Annotated in this window: 26 protein-coding genes; 10 read left to right on the top strand and 16 right to left on the bottom strand. The window is 58.9% G+C overall.

Annotated features, from left to right (window positions below; genetic code table 11):
- Positions 1-7: 7 nt before the first annotated feature.
- A complete protein-coding gene (locus FH08_RS0122210; RefSeq protein WP_031360466.1) occupies positions 8-964 on the top strand; it encodes an ABC transporter permease in 957 nt (318 codons plus the stop codon).
- Between the two features lie 121 nt (positions 965-1,085).
- On the top strand, positions 1,086-1,682 hold the full coding sequence (locus FH08_RS0122205) for an alpha-ketoglutarate-dependent dioxygenase AlkB family protein (RefSeq protein ID WP_031360465.1): 597 nt from the start codon (positions 1,086-1,088) through the stop codon (positions 1,680-1,682).
- 2 nt (positions 1,683-1,684) lie between these two features.
- On the opposite strand, the gene FH08_RS0122200 is transcribed toward FH08_RS0122205, so the two are convergent.
- Positions 1,685-2,077 carry a RidA family protein gene (locus tag FH08_RS0122200; protein ID WP_031360464.1) on the bottom strand — a complete coding sequence of 131 codons (393 nt, stop codon included), beginning with the start codon at positions 2,075-2,077 and terminating at the stop codon, positions 1,685-1,687.
- On the opposite strand from FH08_RS0122200, the gene FH08_RS52980 reads away from it, so the two are divergent.
- Together FH08_RS52980 and FH08_RS0122195 are read left to right on the top strand one after the other, a co-directional pair.
- Positions 2,055-2,348, top strand: coding sequence for a hypothetical protein (locus FH08_RS52980; protein WP_200878780.1), 294 nt, complete (start codon positions 2,055-2,057; stop codon positions 2,346-2,348). The genes FH08_RS0122200 and FH08_RS52980 overlap by 23 nt on opposite strands.
- Positions 2,273-3,505, top strand: a complete 1,233-nt coding sequence (locus FH08_RS0122195) for a DUF2252 domain-containing protein (protein ID WP_031360463.1) — start codon at positions 2,273-2,275, stop codon at positions 3,503-3,505. The genes FH08_RS52980 and FH08_RS0122195 overlap by 76 nt, the downstream gene beginning before the upstream one ends.
- A gap of 93 nt (positions 3,506-3,598) precedes the next feature.
- On the opposite strand, the gene FH08_RS0122190 is transcribed toward FH08_RS0122195, so the two are convergent.
- On the bottom strand, positions 3,599-3,889 hold the full coding sequence (locus FH08_RS0122190) for a hypothetical protein (RefSeq protein WP_031360462.1): 291 nt from the start codon (positions 3,887-3,889) through the stop codon (positions 3,599-3,601).
- Positions 3,890-4,339: 450 nt separating this feature from the next.
- Between FH08_RS0122190 and FH08_RS0122185 the strand changes: the two genes are divergently transcribed.
- Positions 4,340-5,353, top strand: a complete 1,014-nt coding sequence (locus tag FH08_RS0122185) for a DUF2515 family protein (RefSeq protein ID WP_031360461.1) — start codon at positions 4,340-4,342, stop codon at positions 5,351-5,353.
- Positions 5,350-5,979 (top strand): hypothetical protein, encoded by a 630-nt coding sequence (locus FH08_RS0122180; RefSeq protein WP_035566904.1) that lies wholly within the window; start codon positions 5,350-5,352, stop codon positions 5,977-5,979. The genes FH08_RS0122185 and FH08_RS0122180 overlap by 4 nt, the downstream gene beginning before the upstream one ends.
- Before the next feature lie 422 nt (positions 5,980-6,401).
- On the opposite strand, the gene ggt is transcribed toward FH08_RS0122180, so the two are convergent.
- From ggt to FH08_RS0122145, 6 genes are read right to left on the bottom strand one after another with little or no spacing between them, the layout of a single operon-like run.
- The gene (ggt, locus tag FH08_RS0122170; RefSeq protein ID WP_031360459.1) at positions 6,402-8,039 is read right to left on the bottom strand and encodes a gamma-glutamyltransferase; all 1,638 of its coding nucleotides are present in this window, start codon (positions 8,037-8,039) and stop codon (positions 6,402-6,404) included.
- Between the two features lie 44 nt (positions 8,040-8,083).
- The gene (locus tag FH08_RS0122165; protein WP_031360458.1) at positions 8,084-8,956 is read right to left on the bottom strand and encodes an ABC transporter permease; all 873 of its coding nucleotides are present in this window, start codon (positions 8,954-8,956) and stop codon (positions 8,084-8,086) included.
- Complete coding sequence (locus tag FH08_RS0122160) at positions 8,956-9,900, bottom strand: ABC transporter permease (RefSeq protein ID WP_031360457.1); 945 nt, start codon at positions 9,898-9,900, stop codon at positions 8,956-8,958. Before FH08_RS0122160 ends, FH08_RS0122165 begins: the two co-directional genes overlap by 1 nt.
- A gap of 7 nt (positions 9,901-9,907) precedes the next feature.
- A complete protein-coding gene (locus FH08_RS0122155; RefSeq protein WP_031360456.1) occupies positions 9,908-11,416 on the bottom strand; it encodes an ABC transporter substrate-binding protein in 1,509 nt (502 codons plus the stop codon).
- A 15-nt stretch (positions 11,417-11,431) separates the two neighbouring features.
- Entirely contained in the window at positions 11,432-12,535 is a 1,104-nt protein-coding gene (locus FH08_RS0122150) for an ABC transporter ATP-binding protein (RefSeq protein WP_031360455.1), read from the bottom strand.
- Entirely contained in the window at positions 12,532-13,581 is a 1,050-nt protein-coding gene (locus FH08_RS0122145) for an ABC transporter ATP-binding protein (protein WP_051888445.1), read from the bottom strand. The genes FH08_RS0122150 and FH08_RS0122145 overlap by 4 nt, the downstream gene beginning before the upstream one ends.
- A gap of 213 nt (positions 13,582-13,794) precedes the next feature.
- Here FH08_RS0122145 and FH08_RS0122140 point away from each other — a divergent pair, with 213 nt between their 5' ends.
- Both FH08_RS0122140 and FH08_RS0122135 read left to right on the top strand, forming a co-directional pair.
- Complete coding sequence (locus FH08_RS0122140) at positions 13,795-14,658, top strand: LysR substrate-binding domain-containing protein (RefSeq protein WP_031360453.1); 864 nt, start codon at positions 13,795-13,797, stop codon at positions 14,656-14,658.
- 180 nt (positions 14,659-14,838) lie between these two features.
- Positions 14,839-15,114: a hypothetical protein gene (locus FH08_RS0122135; RefSeq protein WP_031360452.1), complete on the top strand. Its 276-nt coding sequence runs from the start codon at positions 14,839-14,841 to the stop codon at positions 15,112-15,114.
- 387 nt (positions 15,115-15,501) lie between these two features.
- Here the strand turns inward: FH08_RS0122135 and FH08_RS0122125 are convergent, their stop codons facing one another.
- From FH08_RS0122125 to FH08_RS0122100, 6 genes are all read right to left on the bottom strand, one after another.
- Positions 15,502-15,867 (bottom strand): L-rhamnose mutarotase, encoded by a 366-nt coding sequence (locus tag FH08_RS0122125; RefSeq protein WP_235210454.1) that lies wholly within the window; start codon positions 15,865-15,867, stop codon positions 15,502-15,504.
- Positions 15,868-15,870: 3 nt separating this feature from the next.
- Positions 15,871-16,989, bottom strand: coding sequence for a mandelate racemase/muconate lactonizing enzyme family protein (locus tag FH08_RS0122120; RefSeq protein ID WP_031360450.1), 1,119 nt, complete (start codon positions 16,987-16,989; stop codon positions 15,871-15,873).
- Between the two features lie 35 nt (positions 16,990-17,024).
- Positions 17,025-17,885 carry a carbohydrate ABC transporter permease gene (locus FH08_RS0122115; RefSeq protein ID WP_031360449.1) on the bottom strand — a complete coding sequence of 287 codons (861 nt, stop codon included), beginning with the start codon at positions 17,883-17,885 and terminating at the stop codon, positions 17,025-17,027.
- 4 nt (positions 17,886-17,889) lie between these two features.
- Positions 17,890-18,744, bottom strand: a complete 855-nt coding sequence (locus tag FH08_RS0122110) for a sugar ABC transporter permease (protein WP_326928975.1) — start codon at positions 18,742-18,744, stop codon at positions 17,890-17,892.
- A gap of 99 nt (positions 18,745-18,843) precedes the next feature.
- The gene (locus FH08_RS0122105; RefSeq protein WP_081889544.1) at positions 18,844-20,178 is read right to left on the bottom strand and encodes an ABC transporter substrate-binding protein; all 1,335 of its coding nucleotides are present in this window, start codon (positions 20,176-20,178) and stop codon (positions 18,844-18,846) included.
- 68 nt (positions 20,179-20,246) lie between these two features.
- On the bottom strand, positions 20,247-21,311 hold the full coding sequence (locus FH08_RS0122100) for an ABC transporter ATP-binding protein (RefSeq protein WP_031360446.1): 1,065 nt from the start codon (positions 21,309-21,311) through the stop codon (positions 20,247-20,249).
- Positions 21,312-21,561: 250 nt separating this feature from the next.
- Here FH08_RS0122100 and FH08_RS0122095 point away from each other — a divergent pair, with 250 nt between their 5' ends.
- Both FH08_RS0122095 and FH08_RS0122090 read left to right on the top strand, forming a co-directional pair.
- A complete protein-coding gene (locus FH08_RS0122095; protein ID WP_031360445.1) occupies positions 21,562-22,353 on the top strand; it encodes an IclR family transcriptional regulator in 792 nt (263 codons plus the stop codon).
- A gap of 60 nt (positions 22,354-22,413) precedes the next feature.
- Positions 22,414-22,797, top strand: coding sequence for a cupin domain-containing protein (locus FH08_RS0122090; protein WP_152602889.1), 384 nt, complete (start codon positions 22,414-22,416; stop codon positions 22,795-22,797).
- Between the two features lie 476 nt (positions 22,798-23,273).
- Here FH08_RS0122090 and FH08_RS0122085 read toward each other — a convergent pair whose 3' ends face one another.
- Positions 23,274-24,248: a VTT domain-containing protein gene (locus FH08_RS0122085; protein WP_051888438.1), complete on the bottom strand. Its 975-nt coding sequence runs from the start codon at positions 24,246-24,248 to the stop codon at positions 23,274-23,276.
- A 136-nt stretch (positions 24,249-24,384) separates the two neighbouring features.
- Entirely contained in the window at positions 24,385-26,394 is a 2,010-nt protein-coding gene (locus FH08_RS0122080) for a bifunctional DedA family/phosphatase PAP2 family protein (RefSeq protein ID WP_031360442.1), read from the bottom strand.
- Positions 26,395-26,528: the final 134 nt, after the last annotated feature.

Raw genomic sequence — 26,528 nt, 5'->3', positions numbered from 1 at the left:
TATCAACATGAAAAAGAACCTTCCCATCCTGTTGGCGCTAGCAGCGTTACTCGTACTCGGCGTGCTTCGATACGACCACTTCGCATCGGCCTACAACATCAACTCCTTCTGGCGATACAACTCGATGTTCGCGTTGATATCGGTGGGCATGGCGTTTGTGATCATCACGGGTGGGATAGACCTGTCCGTGGGAACGGTGGCGGCGCTGGCGAGCGTGGTGGCCGCGCTGGCGAGCCCGCACGGCGGTCTGGTCGCAGTGCTCGCGGGCGCAGGCGCGGGACTCGCAATAGGCGTGTTGAATGGCCTCGTCATCACGCATATGCGGATCCTGCCGTTTATCGTGACGTTGGCAACCAGCTTGGGGGCGCATGGCCTGGCGTTGTTGCTGGGCCATAACGACGCCGTATCGATTGCACCCACCTCCAGTTTCGGCAACTTTGGACAAGGCGATTTATTCGGTCTGCCTATTCCGGGAATCGTGGCGGCTGTGGCAGCTGTTTTGGGCTGGCTAGCATTGAGAAGCACACGCTTCGGACGACATGCGCTCGCAATAGGCGGTAGTGAAGAAGCCTCACGTTTGATGGGCTTGAATGTAGACCGGACGCTGGTCGCGGTCTACGCGTTGAGCGGTTTGCTGGCCGGCATTGCGGGTGCGATCCTGGCGGCTCAATTCGGCGCTGGGCAGCCGAACGAAGGCGTTGGCTGGGAGTTATTTGCGATATCGGCGGTGGTGTTGGGCGGGACGTTATTGACCGGCGGACAAGGATCAATCGCGATGACGATTGCCGGCGTCGCGCTGCTGGGTTTGGTGTTCAACCTGCTGAACTTCGAGAATGGACTGGGCTTTATCAGCCTGTCGGCGTATTGGCAATCGGTGATACGCGGCGTGTTCTTGTTGCTGGTGATCGTGCTGCAAGCGCGCGTACTGAAGAAGCGGGTGACGGTGACGAAGCTGGCTCATTGAGATGGCAAGCCGCCGCGCAACGTGGCGGCTCATAAAAAATGAGTGCGCAAGTTACCGGAAAGAGAATCTGCTAAGTTACTAACACCGACCCAGCAGACAGCCCGAAGGCGAAACCACCGCCATGTTCGACCTCTTCGACGACATCCCCAAGCCTGACATCGTATGGTTGCCGGACTGGCTGGACCAGCCGACGGCGTCGGATACGCTGGCAGCTTTACTCGATGAAATCACCTGGCAGCAGGACTCGATGAACACACCCGCCGGCAAGATCCCCTTCCCGCGCTTGACCGCGTGGCAAGGAGACCCCGGCGCGGAGTACGTGTACTCCGGCATTCGCAACATTCCGAAACCGTGGACGCCGACGGTGCTGGCGTTGAAGGCTCAAGCCGAAGCGGCATCCCAAACTCCTTTCAACAGCGTGCTGATCAACCGCTATCGCACGGGCATGGACAGCATGGGCTGGCATGCCGACAAGGAGCCTGAACTCGGGCCACAACCGGTGATCGCGTCGGTGAGTCTGGGCACGACGCGGACCTTCGATTTCCGGCATACGAAGACGCGACAAACGCATACGCTTCAACTCACGCATGGCAGCTTGCTCATCATGCAAGGACGCACTCAACTCGACTGGGCGCATAGAGTGCCGAAGGAACCCGAAGCCCGCGGCGAACGGATCAACCTGACCTTCCGATACGTGGACTCATCGGCGCGTAAATAAACTCATCGCCTGGCGATGAAATCGATCTCGACAAGCGCATCGCGCGCCAACCCTGTCACGCCGATACACGTCCTCGCCGGCAACGGCTTAGGCAGAAAGTAGCTCTTATAAACGTCGTTCATCGCGGCGTAATCGCGTTTGAATTCGGTCAGGAAAATCCGCGCGCTGACCACGTTATCCAGCGACAACCCAATCCCTTCCAGCACAAGAATCAGGTTATCCATCACGCGACGCGTCTGCGCTTGCACACCTTCAGGCAAGGGCTGGGAGTCATCGGCGGGATCGGTTGGCATTTGTCCTGTGAGGAACACCCAACCATCCGCTTCAGCCGCGTGAGAAAAAGGACCGACCGGCGTGGGCGCGGTATCGACCATGGAAAAGGTGGGCAGCGTCATTGTGTCTCCTTGGAAAGTGCAGGCCGTTACCGTACCGGATCAAAAATCCGGTCGCCTGACCAGATGCTCACAACGCTCGACCGCTTTGCAGCACGATCAAAGCAGCGCCAAGCATGCGTCGGCAAAAAACCCTTCATTTTCATTACATTACAGCGGCATGCGTCTTGCTCAAATTGAGCACCACAGGACGATCCCATGCCAAAGAAAAAGAAATTCAAATTACCCAACCCCAATGATCGTCAAGCGCTTCTACTTGAGCGCCGCAACATGAAAATGGCCGAATCCGCGCACGCCTACGTGCGCGGCAGCACGACCAAGTTCTATGAATGGCTCGACGGCATCGAAGGGCACTCGCTGCCGGAAGGCCCAGCCATCTGGATCTGCGGCGATTGCCATACCGGCAACCTGGGACCCATTGCCAACGCCGACGGCCGCGTGGAGATCCAGATCCGCGATCTCGACCAGACCGTGATCGGCAACCCGGCGCACGACATCATCCGGCTGGGGTTATCGCTGGCAACGGCCGCACGCGGTTCCGACCTGCCGGGCGTCACGACAGCACGCATGATGGAAGCCGTAGCGCAAGGCTACGAACATGCCTTCGATCGTTCCAGCCATCGCTCCGTCAAGGACACGAAGCCCGAAGAGGTACGGGTGATGATGAAGGAAGCGGTGCGCCGCACGTGGCAGCAACTGGCGATCGAACGCATCGAAGACATTGAACCGTGCATTCCCCTCGGCAAGCGTTTCTGGCCACTCGACAAGACCGAGCGCGCCGAAATCAAAGCGCTGTTCAAGCAGCGCGAGATTGCCGATATTGCTACCACTTTGCGCAAGAATGCCGACGAAGAAAGCGTCACCGTAATCGATGCCGCCTATTGGGTGAAAGGTTGCAGCTCGCTCGGTCGGTTGCGATATGCGGTGTTGCTGGACATCGACGGCGGTGCGATAGAAGGCGACGATCTTTGCCTGATCGATATCAAGGAAGGCGTGAAGGCAGCCGCGCCGCGTTACACGGATGCGGACGTGACGAAGCGCATGCCACGCGATAACGCCGAACGGATCGTGGAAGGCGCGCGGCATCTGACGCCGTGGCTCGGAGAGCGGATGCGCTCGGCGCGTTTGAACGACCGGTCGGTGGTGATTCGCGAGTTGTTGCCGCAGGACATGAAGTTGACGGTCGAGCAATTGACGCAGGATGAAGCGGTGAAGGCGGCAAGCTTTCTGGCGATGGTCGTCGGCAAAGCGCACGCCCGGCAGATGGACGCAACACAGCGGCGCGCGTGGTTATCGGAGTTACGCCGCGCTAAGTCGAAGTCGCTCGATGCGCCGTCTTGGCTGTGGAAAAGTATCGTGGAATTGGTGAGCAGTCACGAAGCGGGTTATCTCGAACATTGCAGGCGGTATGCGTTGGGTTCGGCTTCATAATTGAGCTTGCGTTCACCGACTAACGAGAAGGGCCGTTTCCAACGTCAATTGGAAACGGCCCTTCTTTGTGCGCTATATCTGGCGTTTCCAGGCTCAATCGCGGTAACCGCGGCGGTCGCCGTACCCATGATGGTCACGCCATTGTTCATGATGCCATTCGCGGCGACGCCATTCGCGTTCGCGCCATCCTTCGTCGCGATAACCGCCGTAACCGCCGTATCCATACCCCACGACAACCGGCGGGGGCGGTGCGACATACACCGGCGCTGGCGCGTAATAACCCGGTACGCCGATCCCCACGGCGACATCCACATGAGCGGACGCTGCCGCCGATACCAACAGCGCGCTCAAGCCCAGTACCGCACCCAGGATCTTCTTGTTCATTGCATCTCTCCGTGCACATGGTGTGCAAACGTGTTGTTTACGTAACCGAGTGTAGGGAGAGCGGTTTGATACAGGTGCTACCGGAATGCGATAAACGTAACCGAGCGTATCTCTTTCCTAGAACCCCGCAGCCAGTCCATCACGGCGACTATCGCTTGCCGCCACATAGCCACGCTCAGGATCGTTGCGGTCCAGCTTAGAGACAGAACAGCGGCGGGACCAATCAACCATAGAAGTTCGCCCCCGCGATGCCCGCAACGGGCCGATCCTTCTCTCGGAAGAGAGCAACGCCTATCCCAATAACATGAACGTCCAGCAATCTGCTAGGTTTGCCCCTCACTGAGAGCGGCCGCTCAATGTTCTTCGCGGCTGAGCGTATATGTGGGCACGCGTCGCAAACGATGATCACGATGCGCGATAAAACGAAATCAATCACGACAAGCAGGTTGCATGAAAAAGTGCGATGACCACAGGTGTCCAATTTGTTACCCGAACTGGAAAGAAGAAGAGGCGGCCGCGAAGAAACGGGCAGAAGACGACAAGCAAGACTGCTTCAATTGCTGGCGCGTCTACCAGAAGAAGGCTGAGGCTATCGTATCCGTCGACGATCCGATCGTGCGAAACCGGCGCATCAATGCTGCTTATGCGCAATTGTGGCTGGACGATCATCGGTTCCAATGGGCCGGGCTTGCTGCATTTGCATCCAAACAGGTTGGCTGCGGCCTGCTCAACGCCGCAGAGATGATCGATAAGTCCAACCGACAGCGGGATGCCTACCAGCAATGGGACAAAACCAGTTCGCCGCTTGAACGCCTGTCGCCTTATGCCTCGCCGCGTATGCCGGTGCCCGATCAGGCGTCCGGCGAAGGCGCACGAAAGGTCTATGAGATGCTGGCGAAGGGTAACGTCGCGTTGTTTCTCGATATATGGCCGCTGCACATGTTTTATAAGGAATTTGGGTTGCAGAGGTTTGAGCGCTGTCTACCGGAGCGAGCGCTATTGAGTGGGGCGGTCGTGTGGCCAATAGCTGATCGGGTTCCGTTCGGTACAGTAAAGGATGAGATCCGACGCGGGTTCAGTGCAATTGATTCCGGCAATCTTACTGAGGGAGTCGCGCAACTGGCTCGCCACGAACAACTCAATATCCTGCAACCTGCTATGTACAACGATCCAGGTTTTACCACGTTAATGCGAGCAAATCAGTTCGCGTGGGCGCTAAACATCCCAACCGGATCGGCGCGGGAAATCCAGTTGACGCTCGCCAATCAATGCACGGTCACGGGTGCCAACGCGAAATACGAGATATTCAGCAAGGAGCCCCTAGCGAATCTTGCCGATCCTGATCAACGAATGGCGTTTGTCCTGCGCGCAGCAAACCGGTTTAACGAATTGTTGCACCATCCAATCGAACGCCATTCCGTCGAGAACTCTCTGTTCTTGCTTGCTGGAGGTGGTGGACGATGACCGAAGCTCGAACTAAGAAATGGCGCTGGCAAGTTGCCGGTCTGCTCCTTGGATTTGCTCTTGTGTGGGAAATCTATGTGAAAGCGAAGCCGGCCGACGAAGTGGTGTTGACGATTGGCGAATCTTATTCGCAGATACGTCAGCAATCCCGATCGACGCTGCCGTTACTTACCGGTGACAACAGGATTAACCTCTATGTCCGGCGCCCAGCCGTCCTTCTGTTCAGTGACCCGCAATACGGGTTTGTGACACCGGCTGCAAAACTCTTAAGCCTATACGCCGATCAAGACGGCAACGTCACGCAGCTAACGCTATCACCCCAAGTTGAGACACTGCCGCTTGACGAAGCTATAGCGACGGCAGTCGCTTTGCAAGACCAACTCCGGCGCGCACACTGGCGACCGGTTCTGACTGCTGACCACCCGCCTATAACGGATACGTCAACCATGCGCGCAGAGATACGCGCCGGGGCCGATCCACAGACTTTCTGGCAGGCTGGCGACAAATATCAGGTCTCTCTCGATGTTCGTCGCTTCAAACACGCGAATCCGGCTAATGACGAGCGATACCTAATCACGTTACAGCTAAGTGGGCCACCTTTAATGACGGAGCAAAACGGTGGTTGACGCAGCGCCGCCTGCTCGCTCGAGCAAACTTGACTGGTTGCAGACGTGATTCGCCCGTACTTCCGAGCGGCCGTCGCTGTTTAGCCTCGCTAATGCGAGCAAGCCAGTTCGCGTGGGCGCTCCACCCTGACAGCTGAAAATCCACCCATCAGGGATACACCCGCCATCCAAACTCAAATCCGTGACAGATCCGATGACCTATTGCAGAGCCGACAACAAGTTTGAAGTCGTTCTCGACATTCGCCGGTGCGTTCAACGGGAACCGTCCGAACGACGAGCGGTACATGATCACGCTGGACCTTGGACCGCCTGTGTTCGGCTGACTGCCAAATGAAAAGTTATTCTCTTGCCGCGCACTTGGCTTGGTTTCTGGTTGCGTGGCCAAGTGCAGACACGACGAGCCGATACTGCCGAGACAAAACTTAAAACCCCGCGGCCAGCCCATCACGGCGACTATCGCTTGCCGCCACATACCCACGCTCGGGATCGTTGCGGTCCAGTTTCCAGATGTACTGGCCTGAGCCGAAGTCCATATACGGATCGTCGACGGACTTGATCGTGTGGCCCATCGCCTGAAGCGCCTTTACCGTTTCACGATCAAGCGTAGATTCGACATCGATGGTGAAGTCACGATTCACCTTCCAGCGCGGCGCATCGCAAGCGGCTTGCGGTTGTTGTCCGTAATCAAGCATCCGCACGATGGATTGCAGATGGCCTTGCGGCTGCATGTCGCCGCCCATCACGCCAAAGCTCATCACTGCTTCCTGCGTGCCGTTCACATTCTGCGTCAGGAACGCCGGGATAATCGTGTGGAACGGACGCTTGCCGCCTTCCACCACGTTCGCTGATTTCGGGTCCATCGAGAAACCAAAACCGCGGTTCTGCATCGCGATACCCGAATCGGGCACGACCACGCCTGAGCCAAAACCCATGTAGTTCGACTGGATGAAACTCACCATCATGCCGCGCTCGTCAGCCACCGACATATAGATGGTCCCGCCCGCCGGCGGCATGCCGAAGTCGAAGTGCTTCGCTTTGTTCGGATCGATGAGCTTGGCGCGCTCGGTGAGATACGCGTCGTCGAGCATCTGCTCGGGCGTGACGTCCATGGAACGCGGATCGGCGACGTACTGATAGACATCGGCGAAAGCGAGCTTCATGGCTTCGATCTGCAAATGCTGTGACTCGATTTTGTCGACGCTCAGCGACTTCACATCGAATTTATCGAGAATGCCGAGCGCGATCAACGCAGCAATGCCCTGCCCGTTCGGCGGAATCTCATGGACTGTATGCCCGCGATAATCCTTCGAGATCGGCTCGACCCAGTCGGCCTTGTAGTTACGCAGATCGGCAGCGGTCATCGCGCCGCCGCCCTGCTTTGCAAACGCCGCGATCTTCTCGGCGATCTCGCCTTCGTAGTACGCGCGCGGTCCGTGTTCGGCAAGCGCGCGCAATGTCTTCGCGTGACCGGGATAACGCATCAACTCGCTGATCTCGGGCGCGCGGCCGCGCGGCATGAAGGTATCGGCGAAACCGGGCTGGTCTTTTAACTCGGGGATAGCCGCCACCCATTTGTATGCAACGATGCTCGCCACTGCATGACCGCGCTCGGCAATTTCAATGGCTGGCTCCATCAGGTCGCCGAATGGCAGCGAACCGAACTTTGCGTGCAACGCTTCCCATCCCGCGATCACGCCGGGCACGGTGACCGCGTCCCAGCCCCGCTTCGGCTGGTTCGCCAGGCCGTTTTGCTCACCGTATTTGTTCTTGAAGTAATCGACGTTCCACGCGGCCGGTGACACGCCCGATGCGTTCAAGCCATGCAGCTTGGCGCCGTCCCAGACGAGCGCGAACGCATCACCGCCAAGTCCGCACGACACGGGCTCGACCAGCGTGATGGCTGCCGCGGCCGCGATAGCCGCATCGACGGCGTTACCGCCCTTCCATAACATCCGCAAGCCGGCTTGCGCGGCGAGGGGATGCGACGTCGAAACAATATTGCGCGCGAACACGGGCAAGCGCGGTGTGGGATAGGGGTTCTGCCAGTTGAAGCGGGTCATGGAAAACTCGTCTCTTTGATTGATGAAAGTTGTTGGGGCACACGTCAAAGCTCGCGCGGATCGAGCGCGTCGCGCAGTCCATCGCCGAGCAGGTTGAAGCCGAGCACGGCCAGGAAGATCGCGATGCCCGGGAAGATCGACATCCATGGCGCCTGGCTGACGAAGTCCTTCGCGGTGTTCAGCATCGATCCCCACGATGGCGCCGGCGGCAATTGCCCGAGGCCGAGGAACGACAGGCTGGCTTCGGCGATTATCGCCATGGCGACCGTGAGGCTCGCCTGCACGATGATGGGCGGCAGCACATTGGGGAAAATATAGCGGACGATGATACGGAAATGGCCGAGCCCGATCGCGCGCGCACCTTCCACATAATCCTCGGCTTTGACGCTGATCGCCTGACCACGAGTCAGGCGCACGAAGCGCGGCATGGCCGAGACACCGATAGCGATCATCGCGTTGGTGAGGCTCGGTCCGAGGAACGCAGCAAGTGCAATCGCGAGGATCAGGAACGGGATGGAGAGCAAGGCATCGGTGAAGCGCGAGATCACGCCATCGACCAGCTTGCCGAAGTAGCCTGCCAATAGCCCCAGCGGCACGCCAATGACCACCGCAATCCCCACCGACACCACACCCGCCAGCAACGAAGCGCGGGCGCCCCAGAGCAAGCGCGTGAAGACGTCGCGACCGAGTTCATCGGTTCCGAACCAGTGACTAGCCGATGGCGCATGCCGCACTGTCATGAAGCTCGCCTGAATCGGATCGTAGGGCGAAAGCCACGGTGCGAAGATAGCCACAAGAATCACCAGCAGCACTATTACCGCGCCAGCCACGGCCGCACGATTGCGCATAAAGCGACCTAACGCGCGATTGCGTTTGCGCGGCAGAGCGGCTGTTTCCACTTCCACAATAGTCGCCATCAGCTTTTCCTCAGCCGCGGATTCAGCAGGACGTATAAGACATCGGCGAACAGATTCACCACGATAAATCCTACCGCCGTGACCAGCACGACGCCTTGAACGACGGCGTAGTCGCGATTGAAAACCGCGTCGACGACCAGCTTGCCGAAGCCCGGAATGGTGAACACTTGCTCCGTTAACACAGCGCCGGCAAGCAGCTCGCCGAACAGCAGCGCGAGCACAGTAACGATCGGAATCAGTGCATTGTGAAAGCCGTGCTTGACCACCACCGTGCCGCGTAACAACCCTTTAGCGCGCGCCGTCCGAATGTAGTCGCTGCGCAGAACGCTTAGCATCGCGCTACGCGTATGCCGCATCAACTGCGCACCGAGCGCCGCGCCCAACACAAACGCGGGCATCAGCATGGTCTTGATGCTCAACCAGAAGTCCTCGGTCGGCGACACGTATCCGGACGAAGGCAACAACTGCCATTTCACCGATACAAGAAAAATCAGGATGATCCCGAGCCAGAAGTTCGGTATTGACATGCCGGTCAGCGCGAGAACATTAGCGCCGTAATCAAGCGCTTTCCCCTTGTTCGCCGCCGATAAAACCCCGAGCGGCATGCCGATGCCGATCGCAAAGATCATCGCCATCACGGCCAGTTGCAACGTCACCGGCAACTTCTGCGCGATGAGTTTGGTCACCGGCACATCGGTTCTCAGCGACGCGCCCAGATCGCCATGAAGAATGTCCTTTACCCACAGCGCGTATTGCACGGGCACGGGTTCATCGAGGTGATACTTCAGCCGCAATGTAGCGATGACCTGCGGGTTCTGGTCTTCGCCGGCCATCGCCAAGACCGGATCGCCGGGTAGCATTTTTTGCAGACCGAAGATCATCATCGACACGAGGATGAGTGTCGGGATCGCTACAAGCGCGCGGTTGGCGATGATTCGCAGCATGAACGGATTACCCCTTGATGCTCACGCCACGCAGGCGGATCAACCCGTCCGGGTAGGGCGTGAAGCCCTGCACTTTCTTCGACAACGCGTAAGGCCACGGCTGTGCGTAGAGATACACAATAGGGTCTTCATCGGCGAGGATCTTTTGCGCGGCGTCGTAGATCGGCTTGCGCTCGGCGACCGTCGCTTTCACGCGGGCATCGTCGAGCAGCTTGTCCACATCGGGATTGCAATAACGTCCGTAGTTCAGGTTGCCCTTGCAGGTCACGAACTGATGCAGGTTGCCATCCGGGTCCGTGCGTCCCGACCAGCCGAGATACAGCAATTCGAAGTCGCCTTTAGTCGATGCATTCAGCGCAGCGGCGTAATCGGTCGGACGCAGCTTCAGGTTGATGCCGGCTTCGGAAAGCATGGCTTGCAGCATCTGCGCCATCTGGTTCGATACCGTGTTGTTACCAAAGGTCAGTTCCACATTAAGCTGCTCGAAACCCGCCGCCTTCAGCAACGCTTTAGCCTTCGGGATATCGCGTTTGGTCGTCTTGATCGATGCATCGAAGTACGGGCTGTTAGAAGGTATCGCCTGGCCGATGGGCGAGAAAATCCCGCCGCCGATCACCTGGTTAATCGCATCGCGGTCAATGGCCAGTTCGAACGCCTGACGCACGCGTTTATCCTTGAAGGCCTTCGGCGCACGCGAACCGTTCGATACGTTGAACGTGAGGTCGTAGAAGCCCAGGCCGCTCATCGAAATGAAGTTGAGGTTCTTGTCGCTTTTTACCGATGCAACGTCGGAAGGCGCGAGACGTTCCAGCATGTCGAGCGAACCCGAGCGCAGGTTCGCAAGACGAACGGTGCTGTCAGGAATTGGCTGGAAGATGACTTTCTGGATCGGGTATTTATCGGCGTCCCAGTAGCCCGCAAATTTCTCCAACACCACGCGGTCGTTCTGCACACGCTCGACGAACTTGTATGGACCCGAGCACACCGGATGCGTGGAGACGCTGGAATCATCGGCCAGGGTTTTCGGTGCGAGCATCATGCCGGCGCGATCGGTCAGCGTGGCGAGCAGCGCGGCATCGGGCGCTTTCAACACGATCGCGACGGTAAATTCATCGACTACGTCCACGTGATCGATGGAAGCCAGTTCGCTCTTGCGATTGCTCGCGGGCATGGAACGCGCGCGGTCGAGATTAGCTTTCACGGCGGCGGCGTTGAACGGCTCGTCGTCGTGGAATTTCACGCCGTGGCGCAGCTTGAACGTGAGCGTCTTGTTGTCGGCGCTCATGCTCCATGAGGTCGCTAGCATGGGCACAATCTTCAGATCCGGGCCAATATCCACGAGCGAATTGCAGAGCGAACTGAACACGATCCGATCGACCACCTGACTGCTGCGCGCCGGGTCGAGCGTGCCAATGTCGTCCTGCAAACCAATCCGGATGGTCGAGTTCGACTGAGCCATCACGGCGCTGGTGCTTGCACTAGCGGCGAGCGCCGCGGCCAACAAAATCTTTCGCATCTGGACTTCCCCGTTTTACTGTTTGTTCGATTGTTCTTTGATAGCGCCGTCGACCAGTGCCTGACGTTGCCGATACACCGCCAGCCGCTCGGTAAGCTTCGGGCTGACGATGGAAACGAGCGGCGCACCGCCGCCCGCGTTCTGTATCTCGCGCCAGAAATGACACGCGACCCGGTGACCGCCCTCAAGCGTTTCGCTGACCGGTTGTTCGTCGGCGCAGCGCGCTTTTGCATGCGGGCATCGTGGATGAAAACGGCATCCTGAAGGCGGTGCGGTCGGGCTCGGCAGATCGCCTGTCAACGAAGATTTGCTGCGACGCTGACGCGGACTGCTTGCCGGAATCGCTTGCAGCAACGCCTGCGTATAGGGATGAAGCGGCTGGTCGAACAACACGTTCACATCCGCCATTTCCACGATCTCACCGAGGTACATCACCGCTACGCGATCGCTCATATGGCGGATCACCGCGAGGTCATGCGCGATCATGATCAGCGTCAGGCCAAGCTCCTGCTTCAGCGACTCGAGCAGGTTGATCACCTGGGCTTGCACGGAGACATCGAGCGCGGAGACGGGTTCATCGCCGACTATCAGCTTGGGCTCGCCCGCCAACGCCCGCGCGATGCCAATACGTTGCCGTTGCCCGCCCGAAAACTCATGCGGATAACGTTCGGCGTAACCGGGTTGCAGCCCGACCGTGCGCAGCAAATCGGCTACACGATGCTGGAGTGCAGTCCCTTTCGCGAGACCATGCAGCGCGATCGGCTCGCCAATGATCTGCCCCACCGTCATGCCCGGATTCAGCGACGCAAACGGGTCCTGAAAGATGATCTGCATCTCGCGGCGCAGGCGACGCATGGGCTCGGTGCCAAGATGCGTGATGTCCTTGCCTTCGTAAATCACGCGGCCTTCGGTGCTATCGATAAGACGCAGCAGCAGGCGTCCCAGCGTCGACTTGCCGCAACCCGATTCCCCGACAATCGCAAACGTCTCGCCCTTCTGCACGGAGAACGAGACACCGTTCACCGCGTAGACGGTGGGCGTGCGCGTGAAGAGGTTGCGGTTCCCGCCGAAGTGCTTGGTCAGGTCCTGCGCTTCAATAATGGGAGCGTTCGGGTTCATGCCAACGCTCCGCCAAGAGCATGTTCAACCGGCGCAACCCAGCACGCCACGCGATGTGTTCCATATAGTTGCTTGTCGGGTGGCACTGAGTCTATGCACCGCTGCTCCACAAACGGGCAACGCGGCGCGAACCTGCAACCTTTAGGCATCTGTTCCGGCGACGGCACGGAACCGCGAATGGTGGCGAGCGCGCCTTCGCGTTTCCCCACCGATGGAATCGCGCCCATCAAACTGATGGTGTACGGGTGCTGCGGGTCATCGAAGATTTCATCCACCGAGCCATATTCCACGATCCGCCCCGCATACATCACCGCGACGTAATCAGCCACTTCGGCTACCACGCCGAGGTCGTGCGTGATCAACACCATCGCCGTACCGGTCTCGGCTTGCAGGCTGCGCACGAGCAATAAAACCTGCGCCTGAATGGTGACATCGAGGGCGGTCGTGGGTTCATCGGCGATCACCAACTGCGGGCGATTGGCCAGCGCCATCGCGATCATCACGCGCTGGCGCATGCCGCCGGACAACTCGTGGGGATACGCGTCGAGCCGCGTTTCCGGCGCAGGAATGCGCACGAGGCGCAGCATGTCCAACGCGTCCTTGCGCGCCGCCGCGCTACTCAAACCGCGATGCCGCTGCACGCATTCCGCTATCTGATGCCCGACGGTGAACGCGGGGTTGAGGGAGGTCATCGGCTCCTGGAAGATCATCGACATCCGGTTGCCGCGGATATCGGCGAGTTCGCGTTCGCTCAGTTTGAAGAGATCGCGGCCGTCAAACATCGCCTTCCCCGCAACGATATTAGCGGGCGGGCTGGGCAGCAAACCCATCATCGCCAGCGACGTCACGCTTTTCCCGCACCCCGATTCCCCGACGATACAAAGCGTTTCGCCCGCGTTCACGGAGAACGACACGTCCTCGACGAGGTTCGGCACATGCGCGGCGCGTGAAAATTTCAGCGAGAAACCGCTGACTTCGAGTACAGGACGCCTGGCAGGCGGATTGAGCTGATCGTGGCGATCAGGCTGGCGATTGGGCTGGTTCAGGGGCAGCTTGCTTAACGTCGACAAATTCAATACTCCGCTGCGGGGGAATACAGACGGCTAACCGGAGCCTATGGGCCGGTGTGAGCGACAAGGCAGCCGGACGTCGCCTGTCGCACGTCGCCCCAAAACTTTCATGAAGTAATTATGTCGGCCCAATTGCATCAGGAAATATTAAACTTTCTTTTTGACACTTAACTTTTTCTTGAATTAGCCATGCCGACTATTCGAATGCTGAAGACGTTCCGGGCGGTCGCGCGGACGGGCTCGTTCGCCGCCGCGGCAGATAGGGTCGCGCTCACCCAGGCCGCGGTCAGCTTGCAGATGCGCGGACTGGAGCAAGCGCTGGGGCGGCAATTGTTCGATCGCAGCGCAAGGCAGATTTCGCTGAGCCGGCAGGGGCACGAGATTCGGCCGAAGGTGGAGCAGATACTGGATCTGCTTGATGAACTGGAGGCTACGCCGGCTGGCTCCATGCAGGGGCCCGTGGCGATTGGCGCGGTGGTATCGGTGATTCAAGCGCTGTCGTTGGGGGTTGCGCGACTGAAAACAGCGCATCCCGGACTGGATGTGAGGTTGCTGTCTGCTCGTTCGGACGAGTTGACGGTCATGGTGGAGCAGGGAGAGGTGGATATTGCGGCGGTGGTAGCCCGCCCCGACCAGGCCTTGCCAGACACCCTCAAATGGACGCCGCTCTACACCGAGCCGCTGATGCTGATCGTGAGCCGCGAGATCACCGATACCGACCCGCGCCGGATCCTGGCATCGCATGGATTTTTACGTTTCGACCGGCGCGTGCGAACCGGCGTGGTTGTCGATCAGGCGCTGACGACGCTCGGACTGGAGGTAACCGAGTATCTGGAGCTAAATTCCATCGAGACGATTGTGGCGCTGGTGAGGAAAAACGTAGGCGTGACCGTGTTGCCGCAATTGCATAGGGCCGGATGGCAGACGGACCCGTCGCTACGGCTAATTTCGATTGCGCAGCCGGCAATCCTGCGGACTGTCGGAATGGTTGAGCGGGCTTCGTACGGGCGCACGGGGATCACGGCGGCGATTATCGAGACGCTTCACGACTAGCTCGCATCCCCGGGAAGGCGCGCGCATCTTCATCTCATTATTGGCAGAATCCGAAAAGTCAATTGCATCCTATCGACACAATAAATCGATAGTAAGGGTATACACTGCATTTCATCGACGCAGTGAGCAGAAAAAGCAAGCCGCTACGCCCCTTACAACTCATGCAAATCGGAGCACATCATGAACAAGAATCTTATCGCCGCATTGTTGGTCACCGCTTCGGCAGCTTTGGCTGCCCCCGCTTTCGCCAGCAGCGGCTACGGCCCGGCACCGTCGTATAACCCGAGCGTCGGTGCACCGGCATCGCAACGCGGCCAAAGCGTTCAAACGGTTGCCGCTGAACAAGCCCAAGCCAACGCGAACGCAACGTCCTACGGTGGCGTGCAAGACACGCAATCACAATCGGGCAGCCGCGTTAGCCTGAGCAACGAACGCTCGCTGTACTCGCATAACTAATTCCACGGCCAACTGACGGGAGCGATCGGTCAACATCCGCTCTTGTCGTCAGGCCGACGAAGCTCGAAATGGCGATACCGGATGAGCGTAAGCTCATCCGGTATCGGCATTTTTAAATTGCGAGAAAGGCGTTCGACAGGATGATCAGGATTCGCTCACCGCGGCTTAATGTTCTCTTAAGTCTCGCGCTTTACGATCCGTCTCATTGATCCCCCTGTAGTACCCCCTCTTCAAGGCCGCTTTTGCGGCCTTCTTTTTTAGGTACGACCAATGAAGACCCTTTGGCGTTTGTGCGCGGTGGCCGTCTGCCTGGTCGGTGGCGTCGGCATTGCGGTGTGGCTCTTTTCCGTGATCGTGCGTCTTGTCTGATCGAGCGGGTTTGAGCGCTTAGCGTTCGTGGCCCTTCATCTGCGCCTGCATATTGAACGCAAGTTTCATCGGTTGCCACTCAGCGCTCGTTGCACCCGGCAGCGGACATTGAAAGCTAGCCATCAACGCATTCCACTCGGTCACGCGCGGATGAACATCAGCGCCTGCCACGAGTTTGTCAAAGCTAAAGTCAGGCTCAGTCTCAATCAACATCACCAAGCGTGTATCGCGCCGCCAAATCGTCATATCGATGATGCCTGACGCTCGCAGCGCATCCAGCACTTCAGGCCAGACCGCCTCGTGATACCGGTCATATTGCGCGATGACGTCAGGGTCATCGCGCAGATCGAGTGACAAGCAATGGCGCATGACGTTCGTGCTCATGGCTTAAGCCGCCGCGCGGGCGTCGACGCAAACATGCGTGCGCTGCGTCGCCTGGATCGCATCCCAATCCCAGTCGATACCAATCCCCGGTTCCATCGGCGCAACCGCATAACCCTGCTCGATCTGAACCTGCTTGCCGGTCAGCGCGTCGAGCTGGGGAATGTATTCGAGCCACGTCGCGTTCGGCACGGCCGCGCACAAACTCACGTGCAATTCCATCAGGAAGTGCGGACAGATGGATACGTTCATGGTTTCAGCCAGATGCGCCACTTTCAACCACGGCGTGATTCCGCCTACACGCGCGACATCGGCTTGAACGATCGAGCAGGCATCCGCCTTCAGATACTCGGCGAATTGCGCTGGGTGATACATCGATTCCCCCACTGCGATCGGCACCGAACTCGCCGCGCAAAGCCGCTGATGCGCCGCGATATTTTCAGCGGGCATCGGCTCTTCCAGCCAAGCAAGTCGCAACGGTTCAAACGCATGCGCGCGGCGGATGGCTTCGGATAATGTGAAGCCCTGGTTGGCATCGACCATGATCTCGAAGTCATCGCCCATGGCGTCGCGTACAGCGGTAAGCCGTCGCGTATCTTCAGCCAGATGCGGCCGGCCGACCTTGATCTTCGCGCCGTGAAAACCGGCATCGCGCGCCTGCAAGGTTTGATCGACGAGCTCTGCCTCCGACAAATGCAACCACCCGCCTTCAGTGGAATACGTGCGCGTGCGCGGCTTCGATCCGCCCGCCGCGACCCACAACGGCAGGTTCGCCACGCGCGTGTTGCGGTCCCAAAGAGCGGTATCGATTGCAGCGAGCGCCAGGCTCGTGATCGCTCCCACCGCCGTTGCGTGCGTATGAAAAAAGAGGTCACGCCAGATGGCTTCATACTCGGCGGGATCGCGTCCAATCAGCAACGGCGCCAAGTGATCGTGCAGCAACGCGACGATCGAAGAACCGCCCGTGCCGATGGTGTACGTATAACCCGTGCCTACGCTGCCGTCGCTGCAACGGAGGGTCACCAGCACGGTCTCCTGCACCACGAACGACTGGATCGCATCCGTGCGTTTGACCTTGGGTTGAAGGTCGACCTGGCGGATGTCGACGGTATCGATAGTTGTCATTTTTTAGTTCCCTCTAAAGCTTGTTCAGCCGGTGTTCAGCCTTTCACGCCGCCGAGCGTCAAGCCCGCGATCAGATGTTTCTGCACGATGAACGTCAGCACGATCGCCGGAATGATGATGATCACGGCCATCGCGCACATGCCTGCCCAGTCGACCGAAAACTGCGCGGTGAAGTCCATCAGCCCGACGGGCAGCGTCTTTGTATCGGGGCTTCGGCACAGTTGCGTGGCGAGTGCGAATTCATTCCAGCTCGTGAGAAACGCAAAGATCCCCGCCGATGCTATCCCGCTTTTTGCGAGCGGCAACTCGATGCGCCAGAACGCCTGCCAGCGGTTACATCCATCGATCTGCGCGGCCTGCGACAACTCGATCGGTACCTCGCGAAAGAAACCATCGATGAGCCATACGGTGAACGGTACGTTCATCGCGAGATAAACGAGGATCACGCCAATGCGCGTATCGAGCAGACCCGTCCATGCCCACAGCATGAAAATAGGCAACGACAACGCAATACCCGGAATCGCACGCGTGAGCATCAGCGCGACGAACATGACCTGCTTATGCCTGAACTCGAAACGCGCGAACGCATAGCCGCCAAGCACGCCGACTGCCAGCGCGGCGACCGTGCTCACACAAGAGATGATCAACGAATTCACGAAGTACTGGCTGATGGGCAGCGACGCCATTTGCCCGTAGCCGAACATGCTCTTGAAGTTATCGAGCGTGTAGCTTGAACCGACCAGCGGCGATTGATTCGACAAAATCGCCACGTTCGAACGGAACGCGTTGAGCACGACCCAAAGCCCCGGCAAGCAGATGATCGCCATCACGATGAACACACCGAACCAAACCGCCGACTTGCGCACGAATGCGCCCTTGAATGCCGTATCGCTCATGATGTCAGGCAGGTCCCATGTGTTTGCGCGCGCCGCTTAACTTGCGAAAAAAGTACAGCGTGAAGAGGATGGACACCAGCACCGATACATACGCAATCGCGTTCGCATAACCCATGCGCGAATCGTCGTAGGCAATGCGTCCGACCATCGTCCAGAGCAATTCCGTGCGTCCACCCGGACCGCCGTTCGTCATGATGCGTACGATGTCGTAGGCTCGGCCCACATCGAGTGAACGGATCGTCATGGAGATATAGATGAACGGCATCAGGTACGGCAGCGTCACGTAACGAAATGTCTGCCATGAGCTGCAGCCATCCACCTTCGATGCTTCTATCGGATCCTTCGGCAACGCCATCAACCCGGCCATCAGGATCACGGCGAAGATGGGCGTCGAATTCCACACCTCGGCCGCGATCAGCGACGCCAGCGCGGAGTTGGCATTGACGAGAAACGGGAACGCCGACTTCGCGCCGAACAACGTCTGCATCAGGTTGTTCACAATGCCCGTGCTGTCGTTGAGCATGAACTTGAACTGGAAGCCGACGAGCACGGGCGAGAACATCATCGGGAACATCATCACCGTGCGTAATGCGCGCTGGCCTTTCGTTACCTGATTGAGCAGCAGCGCCACGCCAAGACCCAGCAACAGTTCGAGATTCAGCGCAATGGTAAGGAACAAAATCGTGCGGCCGAACGCGGCCCAGAAGTCGCCATTTGCAAACGCGCGTTCGTAGTTACGCCAGCCAATCCAGTGCGAAAGCGTATCGGGGTCGGTCAGGCGATACGCCGTGAAGCTCGTATAAAACGAGAACAACAGCGGCAGGATCACCACGATCCCGACCGCCAGGAAGGCAGGCATCAGCAGCTTGATCGGCAGCGGTATCCGTCTGCGCGGTGTGGCGAGAACAGGCTCGCCGCCGATCGAGTAAGGCGTGTTGGATTGCATGTTGATCGCTGGTTACTGGTTATCCGCCGCGTCCTGCATGATGTCCGCGACCTTCTTCGCCGCGTTATCGAGGGCCTGCTGCGAGGTCTCGTCGCCGATGATCGCCTTCTGCAATTCCGGCCACAGTGCATTGGAAATTTCATTCCATTGCGCGACGCGCGGCGGAGTGAACGAGTCTTCCTTAGCGGCCTGACTGAAGGTCGCGACAGCGTCCGCCATGAAGTGATCGTCCTTCGTCTTGAACTCCTGCACGATGGCCTGCTGCGCGTCGATACGCGAAGGAATTGAACCGAGGCGCGCTTCGACCATTTGCGAATCCTTGCTCGTCAGGAACTGGATGAAACTCGCCGCCACTTCCGGCCGTGCACATACCTTCGTGATCGAGAAGCTATGCGAACCCGACCAACCCGGCCGCTTGTTGGCAGCGCCCAGCGGCGCACGAACCACACCCACATTGCCGGCAAGTTTCGACGTTTTCGGGTCGTTATAGAACGACGCAAAACCCGGCCAGTCGAGATCGAGCGCAACCTTGCCCGACGCGAAGTTGTTGCCAAGATCGTCCCAGACGTAGCTCGGCACGCCCTTCGGCACCACGCCCGCCTTGTATAGATTGACGAACCAGTCGAGCGTCTTCACACCCACCGGCGAATTGAACTTGGGTTGCATCTTTGCATCGAGTAACTGGCCGCCGTTCGCCACCAGCAGCGAGTAGAACGTGCCCGTGAGTGCTTCGTCCTTGCCCGGGAATTGCGTCCCGTAGAAATTCGGCGCCTTCGTAAAGAACGTCGCCTGTTGCGTGAACTCGGCGAAGGTCTTCGGAGGGGTGAGGTCCTCGTTGAACTTCTTCTTGTACGCATCACGATTCGCCGGATCGGCGTAAGCGGTCTTGTTGTAATAGAGCGCTTCTATGTCTGTTGATCGCGGGATCTGGACAAGCTGGCCCTTGACCTCGGACTGCTTTAGCAAAGCAGGCGCGAACGCTGCGAGATAGCTTGCGGGGAACAAACCCTTGAGGTCGCGGAAGATGGGGTATTGCGCAGAAAAATTCGTATGATTCGACGACACGCAATAGTCGATATGCTGCGAAGCAATGTCCTGCTTCAACTCACGATCCAGCTCAAAGTGACTCTTGCGCGAGACGATCTCGACCTTCGCGCCGGTCTGTTTTTCCCATAGCGGAATGCGCGTGTAGAGCGCTTCGTATTGCACGCCGCCGATCAGCTTGACGCGCAATGTATAGCCTGCGTATTCGTTGTCGGCGCGTGCCGCGGTCGTGGCGACCAGACCCGCTAAAGCCAGTACCGACACCGCGATCTTGAGGCCGGTTTTCATCGAATCCCTAACCATGATTCATCTCCTTTGTTATGTGCCGTGACGTCGGGCGATACGGCTTGCGTGTGGTTTTTTCCAGCTTTCTAGCGCAGCCGGCGGCTGGTGTTGGTGTCGAAAACGCGGGTGTTGTACAGCTCGGCATCGAGCCGGATGCCCTGCTCCGGGCGCAGTGACAAACGTCCATTTACGATGACGCAACAACGCTGTCCTGCAACCGTGCCAAACAATTCGGTGGATGCGCCGGTCGGTTCGACTACATCGACGTTGAATGGAATACCGCCGGTCTGCGCCACCACAAGATGCTCGGGCCGCACACCGACCGTTACCTCTTGGCCGTCTTTAGCGTTAACCACCGGCACTTGTATCGAAAAATCGCCAATACGTACCCGCGCGCCATCGTTTTGCAACTCGTAGCGGCCGCTAAAAAGATTCATGGAAGGCGAGCCGATAAAACTCGCGACGAACAGGTTGTCGGGGTCATCGTAAAGTTCGAGCGGCGCGCCAATCTGCTCGATCACGCCGCCATTCAGCACGACAATGCGGTCCGCCATCGTCATTGCTTCAATCTGATCGTGCGTCACATAGACCGTGGTTGCGCGCAAGCGCTGATGCAGCGCCTTGATTTCCGCGCGCATTTGAACGCGTAGCTTCGCGTCGAGGTTGGACAACGGTTCGTCGAAGAGGAACACCTTCGGGTCACGCACGATCGCGCGGCCCATGGCCACACGTTGACGCTGACCGCCGGACAAGTGGCGCGGATAGCGGCCGAGCAAATCCTGAAGGCCAAGAATGGTCGCCGCCTGATTTGCACGCGCCGCGATTTCATCGGGCTTCAGATCGCGCAATTTCAGCGCGAATGTGAGGTTCTCCAACACGCTCATGTGCGGATACAGCGCGTAGTTCTGGAACACCATCGCGATGTCCCTGTCCTTCGGCGGCAAGTCGTTGACCACGCGACCGTCGATCAGGATCCGTCCATGCGTCACGCCCTCCAGTCCTGCCAGCGCACGCAGTAATGTCGACTTGCCGCAGCCGCTCGGTCCCACGAGCACGAGGAACTCGCCATCAGCCACTGTCAGGTCGATCTGCTTCAACACCTGTACGGCGCCGAACGACTTCTGCACCTGTTTGAATGCCACTTCAGCCATCAGCGTTGTCTCCATGTCGGCATCTTGCGGACCACTTTTCCATCGATGCAAATCATTTTAAAGATAAAACGCTATTTCATACATGAATTTTCATTGGTGTTTTCCCGATGCCCATTTGAGTTCGTTTTCCTTCAACGATGGCAACAAACACAAGGGTTCCGCGCGTCTACAATCACGCCATGCCGTTGCCGGATCTCATTGCGTCGAGACCGGTTGAAGGCGGACATCTGGCTTTGGGCAAGGAGAGATTTTGGACAACACGCGATACTCAGCGCCGGCGCTCGAAAAGGGGCTGGACATCATCGAACTGCTGGCGAGTCATCCGGAGGGCTTGTCACTGGCTGACTTGGGAAAGACACTCGGGCGCACGACTGCGGAGATTTTTCGCATGGTCGTTACGCTGGAGACGCGCGGGTATCTGCTCGCCATAGGTGACCGGTATGTGTTGTCGTTGTTGCTGTTCCAGCTTGCGCATCGGCATCAGCCGGTCCGCTCGCTGGTGACCACCGCGCTGCCGCTGATGACGCAACTAGCCAACGACGTCCGTCAGTCGTTCCACCTGTGTGTGTATCAGGACGGCCGCGTGCTGATTGTCGCGGGCGTGGAAAGCCCCGAGCGCTGGGGCTTTTCGTTGAAGGTGGGTACGCTGATCGGCATGACCGATACGGCTTCGGGACAAGTACTGATGGCGTTCCAGGAAGAACTGGAACGCAAGCGGATGCTCAAGCTGCATGTCCCCGTTGACGGCGAACTTCCCGTCGATGCAAAGCAGCTTGCCGCGGATCTGGCGCGGATCAAGGAACGCGGACATGCACGCATGCCGAGTCGCCAGGTCAAGGGCGTCAAGAACCTCGCTTATCCCGTGTTCGGACGAAATGGACACGCCATTGCGTCGCTGACGACGCCGTTCATAGAACGCATCGATCAGGCACCGGTGCCTGCCATGAACGAAGTGGGGGAAAGAATGAAAACGGCAGCGCAAACGCTAACTGAGTTAATGGGGTTAAATGTGTACTGGGAGCCGGGTGTGGGTGCGGGTTGAAGCACCTCCCTCCGCTTTGCCAAGTCGCTGCTTCGAGATTAACTGAATGGAGAAATGAATATGAATTTGGCCTTTTCCACCGGCGCCATCGATCTGAAGACCGCGTTCGACGCCGTCACAGAATACTGGTCGCCCAAGGTCGTAGCGCAGGTCAATGACCAATATGTGAAAGTCGCGAAGGTTCGAGGTGAACTCGTGTGGCACAGCCATGCGGGTGAAGACGAACTGTTCTATGTCGTACGCGGGAGCCTGCGGATTGAGTATGAAGGAGGCCAGGCGATCCATTTGCCTGAAGGATCGATGCATGTGGTGCCTCGCGGCGTCCTGCACAACCCGGTGGCGGAAGAAGAATGCTGGATCGTATTGATCGAGCCGGTGACGACCAAACATACCGGCGATGTAGAAAGCCCGCTGACGAAATCGCTTGCACAGCAACTGGCCTGATTAAGCGGATATAAAACCAAGCGCCTCGGCTGCGGGCTCTTCTTAAACCAGAAGTAAGCTACAACCAAGCAGCGAGTCCGACGACCGGGCGTCTCGCCACGCCCAGCCGCCGGCACGCCACCTCTCCCCTCGTTAACTATTTAATTCGCTACGTTTGAACTACCGCTTCTTTTCACTTACCGGTTGAACGCCCCCGTTATTCCATCCCCCGTCGCGTTTTCACCGGTTTTTTTGCTGAACTTCATTGTCAGCTTGTCCCCGTCAGATCCCTTGAAATCCCATAGCAGCCGCGCAAACGTTTGTTTGCGGCACCACCTTTTGTTTTATTGCTTCGGGTAGCTTAGGACTTCTTTGTTCGAATCGTTGGGCTCATTTAGCCACGAGATTTCGCGGCGCGCATCCCTACTAAAGCAGGCATACAAATGTGCGTATGTGCACTTGAGGACGTGCACCGACCGATCCAGGCGAGTAGCGCTCTAAATCCGCGCCATCGATGCTGTGAAGAGATTTAACTCCGGCGGCAACGGTTCGACCGCATAACCACGGCGCACCCACTCGTCCAGCCCCCCGTACAAAAGGCGGGCATTTACGACGTTTTTCTTAAGCAACCGCTTGCGAACCTTCCGGACGGCCGCATCACTCGCATACATGCCGTACACAACAATGTTGCTTGCCGAAAGGTTCGCATCCATGCTCTCCAGCGATTCAACGTCTAGCAGAAACGCCCCTGGGATTCGATACGACTCGTCACGCCGGACCGACGCCGGACGCGCATCGACAATCAAGGGCGGCGTGCTGGAACGCATCATCCGGTCGAGCCGCTCGGGCGTCACGACCCTGCGGCTCAGCCACTTCCTGAGACGCCAGCGCAGCAGGTATCGATACGTCAGGTAAAGAACGGCGGCGGCAAACAGCACGTCGAGAATCGATCCCCCGTGGGGCCGGAGCACGCTCAGCAGCATCCCGAGTTGCCGCTCGAACAACGCTCCGCCGAGCAGCCAGAAAGAGGCCCAGGCCACCGTACCCACCGTGTCCCACACAACGAACATGGCCGGCGCAATGGCCGTGGTGCCCATCAGCGGCGGCGTAATGAGCGCCAGGCCCGGAACAAACTTCGCCACCGCCACGATCCCCACGCCAAACCGTTCGAACAAGGCGCGCGTGGTGCGCATGCTTGCATCGAGCGATAACGACATACGCCCAAGGGAATCGGTCAGGCGCCGGCCATAGATGCGACCCGCGGAAAACCACACACCGTCGCCTAGTAACGCAGCGACTACCGCCGCACACAGCACGTGAGAAAAAACCAGGTTCCCCCCGGCAATCGCGGAGCCGGCGAAGACGAGCACGGGGATAGCGGGCAGCGGCACACCCAGCCGCGTGGCCAGCACATTGGCGAAGACCGCCGCGCTTCCCCAGTTCTCAATGGCCGAGGGTGGAATCTGTATCAAGTACTCGCCTCCAGAAGCATTCGGTATTGCGTGGCCCCGCGTGGCGTTTGCTAGTGCCTTTAAAGCTCATCGCTTCATGAGTGCAGGATCGACATCATTTCACCGCTCGTTGACTGCCTGGTGACCACTTGATGACTCATTGCTCACCGGACGCCACCAGCGTCACCGGAATACCCCCGCAGCCCGCACTTCTCGCCACCTCCAAACCCCGCCACGGCGATGCCTCGCCGTGGGCTGCGATCATCGAATCGAGTCGCCTGTCCGGACGCAACACATTGAATGGCCATGTCGGCCGCAACAAGCGTTCGTGGACAAGCGAGCCGAGCCAGATCGGTGTGGGCGGCTGCCCACCGCGCTGAGCCACCGCGTACTGCGTGGGCCAGAACCGCAAGACATCGCGCTCTTCCGGGGTCACGTGAGCACGCGTAAATACCAGCACCGATGGTTCGCCATTGTTCAACCTCGGCAACACGGGAAGCGCCGTAGCCGCCACGTCCGGAGAAACGAGAGACAGGATGCTATGCGCCGATAAACGCGTACCTTCTGTCCACCCCCGACGCTCCAGTTGAGCTCTGATCTCTCCTGCCGTTGCTGTCCATTGAATGGTGATGGGTTCAAGCCGGTCTCCGTCCATGCTTGACCGGTAGCAAGAAAAGGTCCGCCATACGGTGTCCGTCCATTGCATCGGCGACACGACAGTAAGCGCCGGGGTGGGTTCGACCGCCATCGCGTCAAGGCTCGTCCTGAACTGCAACACGACACTCACGCAAACAACCGCCAGGACGGTGATCGGCATCATGACGCGGATACGCGGTTTCGCGGGGTATCGCCAGACGGCGGTCAGCGCAACAAGAAACACCCAGGTGGCGGCAAGTGCGGCGCCGCCGATCGCATCGGAGAAAGTGAAGTGGCCGAAATAAAGTCCCGAGAAAGCGATCGACACCAGGATGGCGATGGTTGCCATCGCGACGAATACCCTCGCCACCGGCCCCACCCGGCGCGCCAGCAAGAACGAGAGGAAGCCGTAGATCACCACGCTGGCTGCGACGTGATTGCTCGGGAACGCGCGCAAGCTGGACGCTACCGCGCCCGGCAGCGGACGCTGGATCGTGATCTGGATTGCCAGGATCAATAGCTGGGAAAACACGACGGCGGTCAGCCAATACGAGACCGTGCGCCAGCGGCGTTCAAACACCATCCATACGACGACCAGCACCGTTAGCGCGGCGAGCGTCGACACGCTGCCCAGCGTGCCGAGCACGGCCAGGAGTGCGTCGCCCCACGAGGATCGGAACGATTGCAGGAAGCGATAAACCGATACATCGACTTGAACCAGCGGGTCGCCGTGCGAGACGCCGTGGAGCGTGGAAAAGAACACGGTGGCCGAAGCCAGCAGCAGCACGGAGATCACGGCGATCAGCGCTGCCGCCTGATGCTTGGGGTCCAGGATGCCGAGCACTACCCGGCCGATCCGGCCGTGGTGGTGACGTGCCCAGAGCAGCAGGCTGCGACGCGAGGAGTCGGTCCACGCCCGGGCGTGCGACACCAGGAGGCTCGTCAGCCTGAACGTCAGCCAGGTTCCGGCAACCAGGATGGCGAGCACCGCGACGAGCCGGAAAGACACGGCGCCTGCCAGTTCGATTGATGCCCCGAAGACAACGCCTGGAAGAATATGCACGGGCGCCCAGACGAGCGCCGAGATGATGTTAATGACCAGGAATCGCACGGGCCGCATCCCCATCATGCCGGCCACGACAGGTACGACCGCGCGTAGCGGAGCAATGAAGCGCGCGAAGATCACGCTTTTTGCACCGTGCGCCTCGAAGTAGCGCTGCCCCGCTTTCAACATGCCGGGGTGCGTGCGAAAAGGCCACAACTTCGCGATGGTGTCCTTGTGGCTGCAGCCGAACCAGTAGCTTGCGGCATCGCCTGCCACGGCCCCCACGAGGGCGCAGGCAAACACCCAGCCGAGGTTGAGCGAACCGGTTCCGACCAGCGCACCGGCCACGAACATGGCGGTGCTGCCCGGAACAAACGTGCCGATAAACGCAATGGATTCAAAAAATGCTGCAAGCAATACGACCGTGAGAGCCCATGCAGGATGCCCCGACAGCAAATGCAGCAACTTGAAGTAGGCATGCTCCATCGAGCGTCTCCGGACCGTTCTTTCCTTTCTACAGATTTTAAATCTGTTCTGGCGAGGCGAGGGTGCGCTGAAACTCGCTGTATGGCAGGCATGGTGCTGGATTGAACGGCCAGTATGTTCCTGCAACGCTGTTA

It is taken from the genome of Caballeronia sordidicola, from assembly GCF_000729995.1.
Taxonomy (GTDB): domain Bacteria; phylum Pseudomonadota; class Gammaproteobacteria; order Burkholderiales; family Burkholderiaceae; genus Caballeronia; species Caballeronia sordidicola_A.
The sequence above is the reverse complement of the archived record's forward strand: the minus strand, read 5'-3'. Positions and strand labels throughout refer to the sequence as shown.

Coding starts and splice junctions, on each gene's coding strand:
- FH08_RS0122150 (WP_031360455.1), bottom strand. CDS start 12,535: ATGAACCCGAACGCTCCCATTATTGAAGCGCAGGACCTGACCAAGCAC.
- FH08_RS0122140 (WP_031360453.1), top strand. CDS start 13,795: ATGCCGACTATTCGAATGCTGAAGACGTTCCGGGCGGTCGCGCGGACG.
- FH08_RS0122115 (WP_031360449.1), bottom strand. CDS start 17,885: ATGAGCGATACGGCATTCAAGGGCGCATTCGTGCGCAAGTCGGCGGTT.
- FH08_RS0122195 (WP_031360463.1), top strand. CDS start 2,273: ATGCCAAAGAAAAAGAAATTCAAATTACCCAACCCCAATGATCGTCAA.
- FH08_RS0122135 (WP_031360452.1), top strand. CDS start 14,839: ATGAACAAGAATCTTATCGCCGCATTGTTGGTCACCGCTTCGGCAGCT.
- FH08_RS0122165 (WP_031360458.1), bottom strand. CDS start 8,956: ATGGCGACTATTGTGGAAGTGGAAACAGCCGCTCTGCCGCGCAAACGC.
- FH08_RS0122155 (WP_031360456.1), bottom strand. CDS start 11,416: ATGCGAAAGATTTTGTTGGCCGCGGCGCTCGCCGCTAGTGCAAGCACC.
- FH08_RS0122200 (WP_031360464.1), bottom strand. CDS start 2,077: ATGACGCTGCCCACCTTTTCCATGGTCGATACCGCGCCCACGCCGGTC.
- FH08_RS0122100 (WP_031360446.1), bottom strand. CDS start 21,311: ATGGCTGAAGTGGCATTCAAACAGGTGCAGAAGTCGTTCGGCGCCGTA.
- FH08_RS0122160 (WP_031360457.1), bottom strand. CDS start 9,900: ATGCTGCGAATCATCGCCAACCGCGCGCTTGTAGCGATCCCGACACTC.
- FH08_RS0122110 (WP_326928975.1), bottom strand. CDS start 18,744: ATGCCTGCCTTCCTGGCGGTCGGGATCGTGGTGATCCTGCCGCTGTTG.
- FH08_RS0122185 (WP_031360461.1), top strand. CDS start 4,340: ATGAAAAAGTGCGATGACCACAGGTGTCCAATTTGTTACCCGAACTGG.
- FH08_RS0122180 (WP_035566904.1), top strand. CDS start 5,350: ATGACCGAAGCTCGAACTAAGAAATGGCGCTGGCAAGTTGCCGGTCTG.
- FH08_RS0122090 (WP_152602889.1), top strand. CDS start 22,414: ATGAATTTGGCCTTTTCCACCGGCGCCATCGATCTGAAGACCGCGTTC.
- FH08_RS0122190 (WP_031360462.1), bottom strand. CDS start 3,889: ATGAACAAGAAGATCCTGGGTGCGGTACTGGGCTTGAGCGCGCTGTTG.
- FH08_RS52980 (WP_200878780.1), top strand. CDS start 2,055: ATGGAAAAGGTGGGCAGCGTCATTGTGTCTCCTTGGAAAGTGCAGGCC.
- FH08_RS0122105 (WP_081889544.1), bottom strand. CDS start 20,178: ATGGTTAGGGATTCGATGAAAACCGGCCTCAAGATCGCGGTGTCGGTA.
- FH08_RS0122210 (WP_031360466.1), top strand. CDS start 8: ATGAAAAAGAACCTTCCCATCCTGTTGGCGCTAGCAGCGTTACTCGTA.
- ggt (WP_031360459.1), bottom strand. CDS start 8,039: ATGACCCGCTTCAACTGGCAGAACCCCTATCCCACACCGCGCTTGCCC.
- FH08_RS0122125 (WP_235210454.1), bottom strand. CDS start 15,867: ATGAGCACGAACGTCATGCGCCATTGCTTGTCACTCGATCTGCGCGAT.
- FH08_RS0122205 (WP_031360465.1), top strand. CDS start 1,086: ATGTTCGACCTCTTCGACGACATCCCCAAGCCTGACATCGTATGGTTG.
- FH08_RS0122120 (WP_031360450.1), bottom strand. CDS start 16,989: ATGACAACTATCGATACCGTCGACATCCGCCAGGTCGACCTTCAACCC.
- FH08_RS0122080 (WP_031360442.1), bottom strand. CDS start 26,394: ATGGAGCATGCCTACTTCAAGTTGCTGCATTTGCTGTCGGGGCATCCT.